Consider the following 16,102-nt stretch of genomic DNA (forward strand, 5'->3'; position numbering starts at 1 on the left):
AAGATTTGTGTGGTAAAACAGAGATGAGCGTGCAGGTCTTTTTCTGATTGGGAATCAAGTGGGTAGGATGGGAACAGGGAATGAAAAAAAGTAGATAAGAATCTTATCTACTTTCATTTATTGGAACTGATTTTTTTTTGAAGTTCTAATCTGCGAAAATAAAATTAAAGAGCGTCAATAATTTCTCGCTGTTGCTTGAAGAATTGAATACGCTGCATTTCACCGCTTTCGGATATCAAAGTGGAGAACTTTTTCAGAGATTGAATCCATTCTTTCAAGGTACAGAAAATTTCGTTGTCCATCGTGGTAATGGAGTTGATGGAATAAATACGTATGAGGCTCATTTGCAGGTTATTGGTGTCTACATAGCTATATGTTGCCTCGAAGTTGATATTCGACACATAGATGCGTACACGATTGCCATCGGCTGTCTTGCCATTGATAGCCAGTTCTTCCAGTTCGTCCGCCAATAAGAATAATTCATTTTTGATTTCTTCTTTTGTTTCGTCGGAAATGAGATGGATGCTGGCGAAGTATTGGATATCGTTGATAAGGTGTTGGAAAATCATATTATCCCATATATAGTCTATGGAGTGGATATGACGTGTCATTGCTACATAGTCTTTCTGGATATTGACCAGTTTCGGTGGAATATCCAATTCTTCGAAACTCTTGCAATCAATATATTTATTCTGGTACATCCATTTGAATAAACGGAATTTTGCCAGAAGTTCATGTTTCAGATAGAGAGTCTGGGGAATAATGTTGGCAGAAGTTCCCATTACAGAATTCGGGTCATCCGGCATCGTATTGATTAGCGAGACATATTTTTCAAGGATATTGTAGTAACTCTCGAACGGGTCGTCATAATCTACAATGTTTATATTGAACATGGCGTTCGATTTGAAACTTAGTCCTATAATCTTGTCTAGCGATATTCCCAGTTTTCTTGAAATAAGGGCTGACTCTTGTAAGGTGAAAGGTACTTCACCGCGCAAGCTTCTGTATACTGCCTCTTTTCCTATGTATAGCGTGTCCATTAACATATCTGCCAGTTGTCCTTTGAGCGGAAGCTTTTCTTTCATCGCTTCTATGAGGTTTGCATTTGGATTATTTGTCATCATAATAGTTCTAATAAATAATACTTTTCTATTATAAACATTTGTCAGTGGCAAGTTGTTTCGGAAATTGAAACTATTTAAATCTTCTTTTTTTTAAAATATCCTCTCCGAAAATTGTTTATTTTAAGCAAATCGGTTACATTTGTGACCATAAACAAAACGAAGAGACAGCGTCTCTTTAGTAAACAATAGAAATATTTAGAATGAAAAGAATATTGGTAAGTGGCGGAGCCGGTTTTATAGGCTCTCATCTCTGTACTCGGCTTATAAACGAAGGTCACGACGTGATATGCCTGGATAATTTTTTTACGGGTTCGAAAGATAATATCATTCACTTGATGGATAATCATCATTTTGAGGTGGTGAGGCATGATGTCACTTATCCTTATTCGGCTGAAGTAGATGAAATTTATAATTTGGCTTGTCCGGCATCTCCCATTCATTATCAACATGACCCGATTCAAACTGCCAAAACATCTGTGATGGGAGCCATTAATATGCTGGGATTGGCAATGAGACTGGATGCCAAGATTCTGCAAGCTTCTACGAGTGAGGTATATGGAGATCCAATCGTTCATCCGCAACCGGAAAGCTATTGGGGAAATGTGAATCCGGTAGGTTACCGGTCTTGCTATGATGAGGGAAAGCGTTGCGCAGAAACATTATTTATGGATTATCACCGTCAGAACAATGTGCGTGTGAAGATTATCCGTATTTTTAATACGTATGGTCCGCGAATGTTGCCGAATGACGGACGGGTTGTTTCTAATTTTATTCTTCAAGCGTTGAATAATGAAGATATAACAATATATGGTGATGGGAAGCAGACACGCAGCTTCCAGTATATTGATGATTTGATTGAAGGAATGATAAGAATGATGAATACGGAGGACGAGTTTACAGGTCCTATAAACCTGGGGAATCCGAATGAATTTCCGGTATTGGAATTGGCGGAAAGGATCATTAGTATGACCGGTTCATCTTCGAAGATTGTATTTAAGTCTTTACCGGATGATGATCCGAAGCAACGCCAACCGGATATTACATTGGCTAAAGAGAAATTGGGCTGGCAGCCTACTGTTGAACTTGAAGAGGGGCTGAAGCGTATGATTGAATATTTTAAAAATGTCTGAAGCATAAAAAAAGAAAATTATGAATATGGAAATTAATCCTTCTGAATATAAAGTCCTTATTGTGGACGATGTAATATCAAACGTCCTTTTATTAAAGGTACTTTTGACCAACGAGAAATTCAAAATTGTGACTGCCGGTAATGGAACACAGGCGTTGGAACAAGTGAAGAAGGAAAATCCGGATCTTGTATTACTGGATGTAATGATGCCGGATATCAGTGGCTTTGAGGTAGCTCAACAAATGAAAGCAGACCCCGAAATGGCTGAAATTCCCATTATCTTCCTGACTGCTCTAAATAGTACGGCGGATATCGTAAAAGGATTTCAGGTGGGTGGTAATGACTTTATTTCAAAGCCATTCAATAAAGAAGAATTGATTATTCGTGTGACGCACCAGATTTCGTTGGTTGCAGCGAAAAGAATCATTGTTGCACAAACGGAAGAGTTGCGTAAGACGATCATGGGACGCGACAAACTCTATTCTGTGATTGCACATGACTTGCGTTCACCAATGGGATCTATCAAGATGGTGCTGAATATGCTGATTCTGAATCTGCCAAGCGAAACAATTGGTGATGAGATGTATGAATTGCTGACAATGGCTAATCAGACAACAGAAGATGTATTCTCATTGCTTGATAATCTGCTGAAATGGACGAAGAGCCAGATTGGTAAACTGAAAGTGGTTTATCAGGATATTAATATGGTGGAAGTCGTAGAGGGCGTAAGTGAAATCTTTACGATGGTGGCCAGTCTGAAAAATATTAAGATAGTACAAGATGTGCCTGTAGAGAATGTGGCTGTTCGTGCTGATATTGACATGATTAAGACGGTGATTCGTAATTTAATCAGTAATGCGATTAAGTTTAGCAATGAAGGTTCGGAAGTAGTGGTGTCACTGGCAGAAGAAGACGGTATGGCAATCGTAAGTGTGAAAGACAGTGGTTGCGGTATTGATGACGAAAATCAGAAGAAGTTGCTGCATACCGATACTCATTTCAGTACCTTTGGTACAAACAATGAAGAAGGTTCGGGACTCGGATTGTTATTGTGTCAGGACTTTGTTGTCAAAAATGGCGGTAAACTTTGGTTTACTTCAAAGAAGGGAGACGGGTCTACATTTAGTTTCTCAATTCCATTGTTGGAGAAATAAGATAACTATAGATAATACGACTAGAAATAATAAGGGCACGGTTTGCATGAATATGTAAATCGTGCCCTTATTTAATTGGTATATTCTATTTTCGGTTTATCGTTTGCAGATAGCCTTAAAATCGCAATACGAACATTTTTTAGTATCTTCTGTCTGCGTAAAAGGCTCTTCTTCGCTGAATATTTCTTCTAATAATGTTTGCAGGCGTTCACGGAATTCATCTTCAAAGAAAGCGAAGTTGTTTACCGGTATTTTCGGTTTACGAGGTTCTCCCATTTCAATAACAGGCGAATAGTTTTCCGATGCTGCCCGGTGGATGTAGAGCAGAGCAGGAGCTACCATTAACGATTGTTGCCGGCTCATGATAGCAGCATACAGAAAAGTCTGGAAGATATAGTTCGGGCGTGTTTCCGATGGGGTGAACAGTTGCTCGATATTAGCAGGTATTTTAGGGCTTCCTCCTGTTTTGTAGTCAACAATCCGCAGGGTACTTTCTTTTGCATCCATACGGTCGATTGTGCCACCCAGACGGAGAGTGAACGGTCCTTGTCCTGTTTGTATAGTAATCTCTTCTGAAACTTTCTTTTCCATAGCGACCATTTCGAAAGGAGTATATTGAAGGTCGTTACGCAGCAATTGTTTCAGATAGGAAACAATTACTTTGGAGTTGATAAGTTGTATGCCGTTATATTCCGGTTTTTCTTCGGGAGAAACTTTGAATAATTCTTTTTTGAAGGCTTGGTCAACGTAGCTTTGTAGCTTCACGTCATTGCGTAATAAGCGTTCAAGATCTTCTTTCTGTATCGTTTTTCCGGTTGCAGTCAGGTCGGTGTATGCTAATTGGGCGGAGAGGTGGAAAATGGTTCCGAATAGAGCGGAATCAATTTCAGCACTCACTTCGTCCGGTGTTTTCAAGCCCGCTACATAACGGTAGTAGAATCTCAACCGGCAATCCAGATAAGCATTAAGGGCGGAAGGAGAGAGAACCAGTGAATTTGGATGAGTGCTATCGTAAGCACGATAGATTCGTCTTAGTACTTCAGGTGTTTTTTCTACTCGTATCTCTTGGGTACTTTGCGGAGATTGTCCGGCTTCCAGATACTCGCGAGTGATATCATGTGGACCTTCTACAAGTAATTGCAGCATGAAGCGGGATTCTTCTCCACGGTTGAGACCGTCCGAAGAAGTATTGTAGAGTAGCGTGATATTCTCTGCCCGTTGTATCAGTCGATAAAAGTAGTAGGCATACACTGCATTTTTGTGTTCGATAGTGGTCATGCCAAATGCTTTCCGGAGATTATAGGGAATAAAAGAGGAATCTCCTCCGGATTTTGGAAGTTGTCCTTCGTTGAGAGACAATATAATGAGATTCCGGAAGTCCAGATTACGTGTTTCCAATACTCCCATGACTTGCATTCCGATAGCAGGTTCTCCGTGGAAAGGAATGTTAGAAGATGTCAGTACTTTGGTAATCAGTCGTTTCAGAGTATCGGTGCGTATATTTAGTTCTCCGCTTTCAATCAAACTGTAGAGACGGTTGATTTTGGTATGGCTTTGAAAGAGCGATTCTCTATATAGTTGATTGAAGATATCATTGTATTCTCCTTCTTTCCGATAAATGGTTGAAATGTTTTTGATTAATTCGATCAGATAATCGCATAGTTCTTTTATACCATTACGGGGAGTGAAGAGGGTAGTTAGAAAATCATCCTGTTTAAGTTCTGACGGAAGTGGATAAAAACGGTTTGTTTGGGTCAGTTCACGTTCCAGGGGACCGGCATGGGATGATAATTGCTGGGTATAGGGATGCTTCAATATGGCGGATACTGCCTCGTAAGTGAATCGGCCGGTATCGGAGTGGTAACCATTGGTTTGCAGTTCCATTACGGCATTGATAAAGCTATAAACAGGAGTTTGAGCCAATGGGAATCCCATGGTGATATTGACATTCTTCACTTCCTGCGGAATGGAATGAAGTACGGGAAGCAACAGAGCTTCATTACAAAGCACTACAGCATTTTCTTTTTCCTTTTCTACGGTAATTTGTGAATGATCGTTTGTTATCGCCTTAATCCATCCGGGAAGGAAACGTGCTTGGGCATTCTCGGTAGAAGCGGAAATATAACGTATTTTCTTCGGTTCTTTAAAGGTGTTGAAAAAGCTTTCCGGGAGTTCGTTCGGAAATTCCTCGAGATTACGTTTCAGGAATTCTCCGGCCTCATGTTTTTTGATTTGTTGGGTGTAGAAGATATCATAGTCCCAATAGAAGAGTGCCTTGCCCGCATCTTTCAGTTTTCTGAAAAAGTCACTTTCTACTTTGTTCAAAACATTGAACCCGACAAATATGTATTTGTCGTATTTGAGTTGGTCGGTATCGAGTTGTTCGATCACGTTCCGGTAGAGCATGCCTTCGTAAGCAATGCCTAACTCTGTCAGGTTCGCACGGTAACGATGGTAGATAGTACCTAGCTTGTCCCAAAGGGAAATAAATTTTTCTTTTAGTTCGGTCCGTTTTTCAATGGAGAAATTCTGAAAAAACTGTTGTATGGCTTCTTCCTGCTCTTTGTCAAGGAATTCATAGTCATCCATCAGATTTTTCAAATCTTGTAGATTACTGAATAATTTGTCGGCATCGACCATATTCTTATCTACATCATCAAAATCACTAATCAACAATTCGCCCCAGAAGTAGAAATCGTCCAATGTTTCCTGACTCCGTGTTTCCTCTTTGAACACTTTATAAAGTTCGCAGACCAATCGAATAGGATCGCCGCTTTTCTGTACGGATAGTTTCTGAAACAGGTCGCTGATACTCATGGCAGCTGGTGACCAGATCGGTTTATCGGATTCTCCTGCTAAATATTCATTGAAGAACAAGTTAGCACGTTTATTAGGGAAAACGAGTACCGTACGTGACAGGTCGTTTCCTATCTTGGTATATAAATCATGAGCGACTAGTTGGAGAAATGATTGCATATTGATTAAACTATTTTCTGATTCTTGTATTTATTGTAATCGGAACATAACAGGTACGGTGAAATAAACAGCAACTTTAGTACCATCTTCCAGTTCTCCCGGTTTCCATTTAGGCATTTGATTAATGACGCGTAAAGCTTCTTTATCCAGATAAGGATCTACGCCACGTAAAACTTTTGGTTTGACTATATTTCCTTCTTTATCAACGATGAACTGAATAATAGTACGCCCCTGTACACCATTACCTTCTGTTCCTGTATTAGGGTATTGAATCTTTTTTGCAAGAAATTCCATGAGAGCTTGCTGGCCTTCAGGAAAATCGGGCATAACAGGTACTTTCTCGTAAACGTCAGGATAGTTTATACGAGTATAAGTGATTCTCAATTCCGGGCCATACATCGCACTGAATGAAAGCATCAGATTGTATGTCACTTGTACTGTCTCATTTGCCAACATGCCGGGTGTCCAACGAGGAATGAGAGACATGACCCTTAATATTTCAGCTTCAACTTTGGGGTGTATCTTGCGGGTAATCTTAGGGTTGATAACTTGTCCGTCATAATCTATAGTGAATTTTACATCAGTGTATGTATTATTAGCAATACTATCTATTTCTGAATAACGAAGATTTTCTTTCAGAAATTCTATAAATTTTTCTGTTCCTCCGGGAAATTCCGGTAGCTTTTCCGGACCATAAAAGGGGGCTTCCCCTTTCATGTCTTTTTCTTGTATCAGGCTGTCAGCAGTAATGGTCCAATTCATTTTAGGGCATTGCAGTGTTTCTGCGTCCAATGAAGTAGGAGGTATTATTGTAAGTATACCAGTTGATAGTCCAAACAGAGCGATGGCCTTACCTACACGGCGTTTTCGTTCAAGTTGTTGCTCCAAATATCGAACTTCAGCTTCGCATTTGGGGCAAGTACCCAAACAATCTCCCTGATACTGACATTCAGAGGTGATGAATTCAATATCATTCGCTTCGGCTATCTGCCGACGAATCTCTTTTAAGATTTTACAGGTTTGTTTTCCTCTTGCCATGGCATTAATCATTAGGGGTTTTATAGGTGAATCGGTCGAATTGGGTGATTCCCATTTCTTTCAAAAGTTCTATGCTTTGGTCAATATCCTTCTCCGTATTATAGGAAGGGATGAGTGGTGTCCGAATAACGATTTGCTTGGCTTTGTCTTTCCCGATTAAATATCGCAAATTACCTAAGACGTTTTCATTATTCTTTCCGGTATATCGCTGATAGATGTTATTATTCATATCTTTGATGTCGATTATGTAATTGTCTATAATAGAAATCAGTTCTTCTACATTCTGTTGCGGAACATTGAGAGAGGTTTCGACAGTGATTCTCCATTCCGGTCCGCAGAGTTGGCGGAATTGCCTGATAAATTCGCTTTGTAATAATGGTTCTCCACCTCCAAATGTGACTCCTCCGCAGCTCGCCAGAAAGTAAAGTTCGTCTTTGCGTACTTCCTCATAGAGTTGGTTACAATCGTATCTCTCCCAAACGCCATCAGGCTGTAGAGAAGTTGGATTGAGACAATATTTGCAACGCAACGGACAGCCATGGAAAGCAACTAATGTTGTAACTCCTTCACCGTCAATCGTTAGTCGATGGCGGGCAATGCCGATGAGAGGAACAGCTTTCATACTTTTTCTATTTTTTCTTCATCCACGTACCACAAGTAGCCGGTGATATTCTTATATCCCATCTTGGTAAGAAGTTGCATATATCCTTTCACTTGTTTGTTATATTTAGGATTTTCCTTACCAAACTTGAAATCGACTACAACAACCTGATCGTCTTTCATCATTACACGATCCGGACGACGGGTTTGCAAAATTCCTTTTTCTTTATAGATAATAGCACATTCATTAAACAGTGTCCATTTTCCGGAATACCAATCTTGAATTTCAGGAGAAGAAAAAGCTTTCTTTGCAACTTCACGAGCCACTTTTTCTTTCTCGTCATTTCTGATAACTCCTTCAAAAATAAGCCGTTCGATGGCTGGATCGATATCTTCTGCAGTTTCGATGACAGAAAATAAAGTATGTAACATACGTCCGCGGTTGATAAAGCGGTCGTCCGAATCTTCTTCTTCAATGCCCTGAATGAAGTCAGCAGAGCGGTTGGACTGACGAAATTCAATATCATGCCGCATGGATTCCATCCGAATAGGGAGTTTCTCTGGTTTCTGGGTTAGCTTGTTTGTGGATGTCTTGATTCTTTCTTTTTCGGAAGGGCATAGTTGTCCTTGCTCGTAACAGTCTTCTTCCCAGTCAATCCCTTCTTCTTGGGCTACTATCGGTAGGGTGTTTGCCAATAGTTCGGACATGGTACCTTTTTGACTTTTTCTACTCCAGATAATGAGATTTTTTCCAGCGCGGGTAAAAGCAACGTATAGTAGATTGAGATTATCTACCCAAAGTTGAAGACGTTCTTGCAGGTAGTCGTTACCATAAATCGATTCAGCCATTTGGGTGGAATAGTTAATAGGAAGAATATCCAATGTATTGAATGGTGCTGTTTGCGGGGCACACCATACAAGCTGATTATTGGTTTCATTCTCCAGTTTCCAGTCGCAGAAAGGAAGGAGTACGGTATGGAATTCCAATCCTTTGGATTTGTGTATGGAGAAAATCCGGATACCTTCTACTTCTCCACTCGGAATTGTTTTACTGCATAATGTTTCGTCCCAATACCGGATGAATCCGTCTAGCTCGGAAGAGTTGCTTTGCAGATAATCGGTCACCGCATCAAAGAAAGCGAATAAATAAGCATCCTGATCTTTGATAAGATTCATCTCGAATATGCTGAAAAGTTCTTCTAAAAGCTCATAAAGAGGCATTAGCCTTAGTTCCTTTGTCTTTTCAAGAAAAGCGGCGGGAAGATAATTCTCGGCAGGGAGGAGTAGGAGAGTATTCCAATCCAGTCCTTTATGTAAAACCTCGTTTTGATAGGCTACGGCCAGTTGGGCACGTGCTATTTTATTATTTTCATCGGAAAGGAATCGCAGTGCATCCAGCATCATACAAATGGCAAGAGAGGCGTCAAGGCGGAAGGCTTCGTCTGATACCACTTTATAGTGTAGCTCCTTATCGAAGTAGTCGGCGATTCGGGGAATACTTTTATTTTTTCGTACCAGGATGGCTATATCATTCAGTCGTACTCCGGAGGTGAGGAGATGTTGCACTTCTTCTCCCAGACTGATTAATGTCTGTTCGGTATAACCATGTTCTTCGTCGGGTTCGAGAAAAGAGACTTTTACATATCCTTTTTCTGTACTTCGGGGAGATTCCTGCACAACGTCGGCATAGGCTTTCTGCAGATCCTCACAATCCTTGCCTAACTGTTGCTTATATACTCCGTTCAGATAGTTGGCGGCAGCTGTGAAGATTTGGTTATTAAACCGGATAACATTGGTTTCACTTCTCCGGTTGGTAGCTAATGTCTTGACGCGGATCGGGAAATGTTCGATGTGATTATTCAGGCTGTTGAGAATTCCCCAATCGCCATTTCGCCAACGATAAATGGATTGTTTAACGTCTCCTACAATCAAACTGTCTGCTCCTTGAGACAATCCTTCCAGTAAGAGCAATTTGAAATTTCCCCATTGCATCCGGCTGGTATCCTGAAACTCATCTATCATGACGTTATGGATATTCGTTCCTATCTTTTCGAATACAAAAGAGGAGTCACCGTCTTTCACCAGTTGATGGAGCAGGGCATTCGTATCTGATAATAGAAAACGATTGTTGTCGTGATTCAACTGACGTACTTCTTCATCGATATTGGCGAGGAGTTGCACTTTGTTGAGATGTTGCAGGGATAATCGGCAACTATTCAGTAACAAATTATTCTTGGAACGTAACTTTTCAGCATCTTCCAGAATTTGCATGAGACTAGAGTTGGCTAAATTAATGATGTCCGCGTAGCGGGGAGAAGTCTTGGTTGCCCAGTTCTTTGCGTCTTCCAGACATTTTTCTACTGTAGCATTACGGATATCATTGCCTAAAATACCATTATTAAGTTTACGAAAATAACTTCCGATTCCGCGTGAACCGTTTTTCAGATCATCAGCAGTCAGTGCGTGTCCATCCAGTTCTCCTTCGAATTGGTCGTAGAATCCTTTCATTTGCTCCAGAATTTCCGTTTCCAGCGCTTTCAGTTGCTTGCGATACTCTTTGATGGTATCAGGGTTTCGTAACCGTTGCCGGAGTCCTTCTCCCTTTTCAATATAACCTTCATCGAAAATATTGCGTCCGAAACTTTTTACTTCGTCCGACACGTTCCAACGTTTATCGTCGGCAATTCGTTCGTTGATATAATCGAGTAACCATGCGAGAACGGGAGAAGTGGGTCCTAGTTTCTCAATCATGCTATCTACAGCGTCACTAAGAACTTCGGTGTTATTTAACTCAATATTCAGATTCGGGCTAAGTTCCAGTTCCCGTGCGAGATTGCGCATGACAGATTGAAAAAATGAGTCGATAGTCTCTACCTTGAACCGGCTGTAATCATGCAGCATATAGCTAAGGGCGACGCCTGCCGCTTCCCGTATCTCCTGTTCGGTTTTTCCTGTCTCTTCTTTAATTCGGTTGAGGTAGGCTTCGGAATCTTTATCGCCTATCTGTATGCCGTAAAGCTGACTAAGAATGCGTTCTTTCATTTCTGCAGTTGCCTTATTGGTAAAGGTGACAGCGAGAATTTGCCGGTAGGCGCGGGGATTGAGAATTAACAGTTTGATATATTCCACTGCCAGGGTAAATGTCTTACCCGAACCTGCGGAGGCTTTATAGACTAAAAGTTCACTCATGTTTCTGTTTATGGGATATATTCGATTTTAGCAACAATGACCCGTATGTCCTCCGGTTCTTTCCCTGCCTTTACCAATGCCTGATGAAAGTTTTTGGGGAAGAACATGAAGAATGTATCCGGAGTGGAATCTACATATTTTATTTTCTTGGCTTTGTAGAAAGTAACATCCGGTTTGTATTCAGTGATAGGCTCTGCATATTCTGCTGAAGTAATTCCGAAACGTTCGGTGCCTTTCACTACATATTGCAGATCAATACCATGGCGGTGTGCTTCGATTTTACGTTTACTGACATCTTGTGTTGTTGCATCCTGTACATTGATGTAACAATGTTCGCCATCCACTTCATATCGTCCGGCAGGCATATTCGCAAGGTCGTGGGTAGCTAGCCATTGGAAAGTCTTGTCCCACACTTTCTGGTTCTTATGATATTGTGACGCAAATTCCTGATAATCGGTTGTTTTATGAGGCATTGCCTTCAGTCCGTTTGCCCATTCTTGTTTTTGTGTCCATTGACGGGCTTGTTTAAGAGTCCAGTTATCAGCGGATTCTTGTGAACACACGTTTTCAGTGAAGAAGAAAAGAAAAAGTCCGATAAACAGGCTTGAACTACTAAATACAAATTTTGATTTCATGATTGTTCGAAAAAATTAGGTCCGAAAATAAGTATGAATAAAGGTAGATAGTCTTTTAAAGCTACTCGCAATAACTTTAAGGCTTGTCCAATCCTGTAATTAATCGTTTGTGGAGATACATTCAGCTTCTCGGCAATTTCTTTATGCGTCAGATGTTGATTGCGGTTCATCTCGTAAGCTTCGAGATATTCTTTCGGAAGTTTTTTTAGTGCTTCTTCATATAAACGGAAAAGCTCATCACTCAAATAGAAGTCCGGGTTATTGAACTCACTATCATATTTATCAACGATTTCCTGATGAACTTTTCGTTTGATCTCAAAATGGGAAAGACGGTTGAGAGCTTTGTTCTTGACAATCGTAAAAAGAAGTGTTTTGAGTGTCAACTCTTCCATAAGAGTGCAACGATTTTCCCACAGCCACATCATCGTTTCTTGTACAACCTCCTCTATTTCTTCCTGCTCACCTACATACTGGGAACAAAAAGCACATAGCCTACGGAAATAATGTCTGTAGACGACGTCAAAAACTTTTTCTTCTCCTGCTTTTAGGGCAGTGATAACGGACTTATTATTATTAATATCCAAATATATCGGAGATTGTGACATTCTCTTTTAATTTATGTAAGACAAAAATAATGAAAGAAGTAGATAAATGAAATAAAAATGCGAGAAAAAATATTTTTTTCTTTTTCTCTTTAGTATATTTGTGCTCACAACTGTATTACTACAAAGGTATTATAGTTTTTTTTGTAAAAAGATAAAAGAGCATGGATGAAACTATCTTGGTGAATTACCTGCAAGGTGAATGTAATGATGAAGAAGCTGCTCGGGTGGAAGCTTGGTGCGAGGAAGGGCCGGAAAACCGGAAAACTTTGGAGCAACTTTATTACACTCTCTTTGTAGGTGAGCGTATAGCGGTGATGAATACTGTAGATACAGAGGCGTCATTGGATCAATTTAAATCAGCTATCAGAGAAAAGGAGAAAAAGGCTAAGCGGAAAAGTATTTCAATCCGTTGGGGACGTTATGCTACTGTGGCGGCTGCTTTTCTTACCGGACTCGTTTTTGCCGGTGGAATTGCCTGGGGATTACTTTCTAATAAGCTTTCGGATTATGAGGTGATAACTGCTGCCGGACAGAGAGCGCAGACTGTGTTGCCGGATGGTAGTAAGGTATGGCTGAATGCATCTTCAAAAATAGTTTATCATAATTCTTTATGGAGTTCGGATCGTCAAATCGATTTGTCGGGTGAAGCCTATTTTGAAGTGTCTCATGATAAACATGCTCCATTTATAGTAAATAGTAAGCAAATCAAGACTTGTGTGCTTGGTACGAAATTTAATGTGCGTGCACGCCAAGATGAGAATAGGGTAGTGACTACCTTGCTTCAAGGACTGGTACGGGTAGATTCTCCGCGAACGGAAGAGAATGGTTATTTGTTGAAACCGGGACAGACATTGAATGTAAATACGGATACTTATCAAGCAGAGTTAATTGAATATAACCAACCTACAGATGTGCTTCTCTGGATTAATGGCAAGTTGGAATTTAAGCAACAGTCTTTATTGGAAATAACCAATATTATGGAGAAGTTGTACGACATCAAATTTATCTATAAGGATGAAGCATTGAAATCAGAACGGTTTACCGGTGAATTCTCTACTGATAGCACTGCTGATGAGATACTGAATGTATTAATGCATACCAATCATTTCTCTTATAAGAAAGACGGACGGATTGTCCGAGTGATGAAGAAATAAGAGATAGGTTAGTGTTTCTAAAAGGCTGTCTAATTAGATCTTGACAGATTAAGGTTTGTTCGTTATATAAAGATGTGAAGTGCTCCCAAAAGTTAGATACATAACTTTCTGGGGGCATTTCACATATATGTAGTGGCAAACTGATTGGAATGGGATTTGATTAGATAGTCTTTAAAACGAGAAATCACCCTCACTACATGACTGAACTGCACTCCTTAAGTTTTGTGTTCAACTTTTGGGGTGCAGTTCATTGTAATGAGGGTGATTTTATGAACTTAAGGCCTGTTTGATAGCCTCTATTCTATATTTTTATAGTTATCTATTCATAAATACTTACTCACTTTTGGGTTCGTAAACATTAAATTCTGTAACATCCGTACGACCGTTTGTAGAGATAGTAATAATCTGATATTTCAGATATCGCGTAGTAATAGGAGAAATGAACGTAATATTCTGTGTACCACCGGAGATTGCTAATGAACTCAAGATTTCCATGTCGTACCATTTTCAGATTGTAATATTTCCACTTCTCTAGGAGCATATGCATTGGCCCAATGATTCGTTTTGATACCTGTTAAAACCTTAGCTTCTCCTAAATCAACAGTAAACCAGAATCCTTTATTATTTAGAGCAACGTCAGTTCCAGTCTTGCCATCGATTAAATTATTGGGTGCGCCTTCTACTCCTTCTTCTACATTAATAATCCAGCCGGCGCGATTACTGATAAGTTGGCTATTACTAGGAATACCGCTTTTTAGATTACAATAGGCAGCTTTATTAATAATGACAGGCAATGTACTTAAACTACTGCTAATAACAGTGTTCTTATCATTGGTAGTTACATTACTGATTGAGACACTGAAAGAGAAACTTGTTTTTTCCATGATACTGGCAAATATCGTCGGATCAACCGTCGCAGTGATTTCTTCAGAAGTCATCTGTCCTTCTTTGAGAGTAACCTGTGAGGAACTTAAAACGATCTGGCTTGCATCAAGCCCTTCTGTTTCACTTTTTGCACTTAATGCGATAACCATATCTGTAGAGACTGCTTTCTGTGTTTTTACAGTAAAAGCCATCTTAATTTCATCTCCTCCGATTCCATTCGCATCATGAGTCAGATTGAACTTTTTTACATTCCCCGATAAATAGTCATTTCTCTGTAGAGACACATACGTAGCATTCCATTCGTTAAAAACTTCTTCATCATCGCTACAGGACGAAATGAACGGGACAAACAAGCCGAGTAGAGTTGCTATTGATAGTGATTGAAATATATTTTTCATATGTACATACGATTAAATTATTACTATTTCCATTCGGTAGATTTATCTGTAGATAAAATACCGTCAATCCAGGTAGGAGTAGCAGAAGTAGTCAAAGTATGACCTTTGCCGGTTGCATCTTCGAATACATTGCCTTGTCCTTCATTGAATCGCCAATAGGCTTCCAAACCCACAGATTTTGGGCTAACTTGAGTCATGTTATTTTGAATTTGAGAAGCGGAACGAACTACAGACCATATACGTGCTTCGCTCATCAAAATCTTACAACCACTCCACCATGTATCGGCAGAAAACCAACTTATACTGGAAAAAATAGTGGGTCCCGATGGAATACTCAAGACACCTGAATCTATTCCGTTAATATAAAGACGGTAAGATGAACCGTCGCATACTAGAGCTAGATGTTGCCATTCATTAGGCTTAAAAGAATTGCTTGGATTCAAATAAAGACTATTACGGCCCACAACTTGTACTAATGAATGAGCCTTGAAATTTTCATTATCAGACTGCGGGTCTTCAAAACGCAACAAGATATTATTCAGGGCATCACCGTTACCATTACTAAAAATAGCACGATTTCGATTATTCATATTACTTACTTGAAAACGAACCTCTATCGTATATTGTGCATACGTTTCAGATGATTCTGCATATTTATTAGAAGTTAAATTAGCAGAACCGGTAAACATCGGGGCTGAAAACTCAATAATACTTTCAGCTAAAATAACAAAAGTTCCGGTATTTGCCATTGGTGAAATGCTTCCATCCTGCAATACAAGTTTTACAGGCAGCGCATATGATTCTCCTGACTTCATCATTTCCTGACTAAAAGCTTTCAAGGCAATAGAGAGGGCATCAGTGGCATACTGTCCGGCTTTCACTGTAATAGTTTCCGGTAGTGTATAATATCCTTCGGGCAACATTATATATCCGGTTCCATTAATGTGGTTATAGGCATCCAATACAGATTGGTCCGTGACCAACTTATAATGGTTGTCTGTAGAAGAAAGATTGCTAAGATGCACATTTAGAGTAGTAAAACTTTCGCCAGAGGCTTGTACAGTTACTTTTTGGCTTGTACTTGAAAGTGCTTCTTCAATATAAGCATGTGTGTCTAAAGCATCATATTTCGCATCTCCGCAACTTACCATACTTCCTAAGCCTGCTATAATTGCAGAGAAGTATAAAGTTCTTATATAATTCATACGTTTCATA

Annotated in this window: 11 protein-coding genes and 1 pseudogene; 3 read left to right on the forward strand and 9 right to left on the reverse strand. The window is 39.8% G+C overall.

What is annotated here, in order from left to right; all coding sequences use genetic code 11:
* Positions 1-164: 164 nt before the first annotated feature.
* Entirely contained in the window at positions 165-1,124 is a 960-nt protein-coding gene (locus tag CJF29_RS11080; protein ID WP_074557261.1) for a hypothetical protein, read from the reverse strand.
* Between the two features lie 200 nt (positions 1,125-1,324).
* Between CJF29_RS11080 and CJF29_RS11085 the strand changes: the two genes are divergently transcribed.
* Positions 1,325-2,254 (forward strand): UDP-glucuronic acid decarboxylase family protein, encoded by a 930-nt coding sequence (locus CJF29_RS11085; RefSeq protein ID WP_004300450.1) that lies wholly within the window; start codon positions 1,325-1,327, stop codon positions 2,252-2,254.
* A 19-nt stretch (positions 2,255-2,273) separates the two neighbouring features.
* Positions 2,274-3,407: a hybrid sensor histidine kinase/response regulator gene (locus CJF29_RS11090; RefSeq protein ID WP_004300451.1), complete on the forward strand. Its 1,134-nt coding sequence runs from the start codon at positions 2,274-2,276 to the stop codon at positions 3,405-3,407.
* Positions 3,408-3,503: 96 nt separating this feature from the next.
* On the opposite strand, the gene CJF29_RS11095 is transcribed toward CJF29_RS11090, so the two are convergent.
* From CJF29_RS11095 to CJF29_RS11120, 6 genes are read right to left on the reverse strand one after another with little or no spacing between them, the layout of a single operon-like run.
* On the reverse strand, positions 3,504-6,383 hold the full coding sequence (locus tag CJF29_RS11095) for a PD-(D/E)XK nuclease family protein (protein WP_015531216.1): 2,880 nt from the start codon (positions 6,381-6,383) through the stop codon (positions 3,504-3,506).
* A gap of 30 nt (positions 6,384-6,413) precedes the next feature.
* Positions 6,414-7,421, reverse strand: a complete 1,008-nt coding sequence (locus CJF29_RS11100; RefSeq protein ID WP_008640558.1) for an energy transducer TonB — start codon at positions 7,419-7,421, stop codon at positions 6,414-6,416.
* A 4-nt stretch (positions 7,422-7,425) separates the two neighbouring features.
* Positions 7,426-8,043 (reverse strand): radical SAM protein, encoded by a 618-nt coding sequence (locus tag CJF29_RS11105; protein WP_008640556.1) that lies wholly within the window; start codon positions 8,041-8,043, stop codon positions 7,426-7,428.
* The gene (locus CJF29_RS11110) at positions 8,040-11,210 is read right to left on the reverse strand and encodes a UvrD-helicase domain-containing protein (protein WP_074636509.1); all 3,171 of its coding nucleotides are present in this window, start codon (positions 11,208-11,210) and stop codon (positions 8,040-8,042) included. The genes CJF29_RS11105 and CJF29_RS11110 overlap by 4 nt, the downstream gene beginning before the upstream one ends.
* A gap of 8 nt (positions 11,211-11,218) precedes the next feature.
* A complete protein-coding gene (locus tag CJF29_RS11115; protein ID WP_004308167.1) occupies positions 11,219-11,845 on the reverse strand; it encodes a YhcH/YjgK/YiaL family protein in 627 nt (208 codons plus the stop codon).
* The gene (locus CJF29_RS11120; RefSeq protein WP_074557265.1) at positions 11,842-12,450 is read right to left on the reverse strand and encodes an RNA polymerase sigma-70 factor; all 609 of its coding nucleotides are present in this window, start codon (positions 12,448-12,450) and stop codon (positions 11,842-11,844) included. Before CJF29_RS11120 ends, CJF29_RS11115 begins: the two co-directional genes overlap by 4 nt.
* 161 nt (positions 12,451-12,611) lie before the next feature.
* Between CJF29_RS11120 and CJF29_RS11125 the strand changes: the two genes are divergently transcribed.
* Positions 12,612-13,604, forward strand: coding sequence for a FecR family protein (locus CJF29_RS11125; protein WP_004306246.1), 993 nt, complete (start codon positions 12,612-12,614; stop codon positions 13,602-13,604).
* Positions 13,605-13,937: 333 nt separating this feature from the next.
* Here CJF29_RS11125 and CJF29_RS11130 read toward each other — a convergent pair.
* Positions 13,938-14,887: pseudogene (locus CJF29_RS11130) on the reverse strand (DUF4999 domain-containing protein).
* 23 nt (positions 14,888-14,910) lie between these two features.
* Positions 14,911-16,101 carry a DUF1735 and LamG domain-containing protein gene (locus CJF29_RS11135; protein ID WP_004308164.1) on the reverse strand — a complete coding sequence of 397 codons (1,191 nt, stop codon included), beginning with the start codon at positions 16,099-16,101 and terminating at the stop codon, positions 14,911-14,913.
* Position 16,102 lies beyond the last annotated feature (1 nt).

Origin of the sequence: Bacteroides celer (assembly GCF_002632415.2) — a bacterium.
Taxonomy (GTDB): Bacteria; Bacteroidota; Bacteroidia; order Bacteroidales; family Bacteroidaceae; genus Bacteroides.

What these genes read in the sequence shown, in the direction of transcription:
- CJF29_RS11080 (WP_074557261.1), bottom strand. Translation starts at nt 1,124, where the DNA reads ATGATGACAAATAATCCAAATGCAAACCTCATAGAAGCGATGAAAGAA.
- CJF29_RS11085 (WP_004300450.1), top strand. Translation starts at nt 1,325, where the DNA reads ATGAAAAGAATATTGGTAAGTGGCGGAGCCGGTTTTATAGGCTCTCAT.
- CJF29_RS11090 (WP_004300451.1), top strand. Translation starts at nt 2,274, where the DNA reads ATGAATATGGAAATTAATCCTTCTGAATATAAAGTCCTTATTGTGGAC.
- CJF29_RS11095 (WP_015531216.1), bottom strand. Translation starts at nt 6,383, where the DNA reads ATGCAATCATTTCTCCAACTAGTCGCTCATGATTTATATACCAAGATA.
- CJF29_RS11100 (WP_008640558.1), bottom strand. Translation starts at nt 7,421, where the DNA reads ATGGCAAGAGGAAAACAAACCTGTAAAATCTTAAAAGAGATTCGTCGG.
- CJF29_RS11105 (WP_008640556.1), bottom strand. Translation starts at nt 8,043, where the DNA reads ATGAAAGCTGTTCCTCTCATCGGCATTGCCCGCCATCGACTAACGATT.
- CJF29_RS11110 (WP_074636509.1), bottom strand. Translation starts at nt 11,210, where the DNA reads ATGAGTGAACTTTTAGTCTATAAAGCCTCCGCAGGTTCGGGTAAGACA.
- CJF29_RS11115 (WP_004308167.1), bottom strand. Translation starts at nt 11,845, where the DNA reads ATGAAATCAAAATTTGTATTTAGTAGTTCAAGCCTGTTTATCGGACTT.
- CJF29_RS11120 (WP_074557265.1), bottom strand. Translation starts at nt 12,450, where the DNA reads ATGTCACAATCTCCGATATATTTGGATATTAATAATAATAAGTCCGTT.
- CJF29_RS11125 (WP_004306246.1), top strand. Translation starts at nt 12,612, where the DNA reads ATGGATGAAACTATCTTGGTGAATTACCTGCAAGGTGAATGTAATGAT.
- CJF29_RS11135 (WP_004308164.1), bottom strand. Translation starts at nt 16,101, where the DNA reads ATGAAACGTATGAATTATATAAGAACTTTATACTTCTCTGCAATTATA.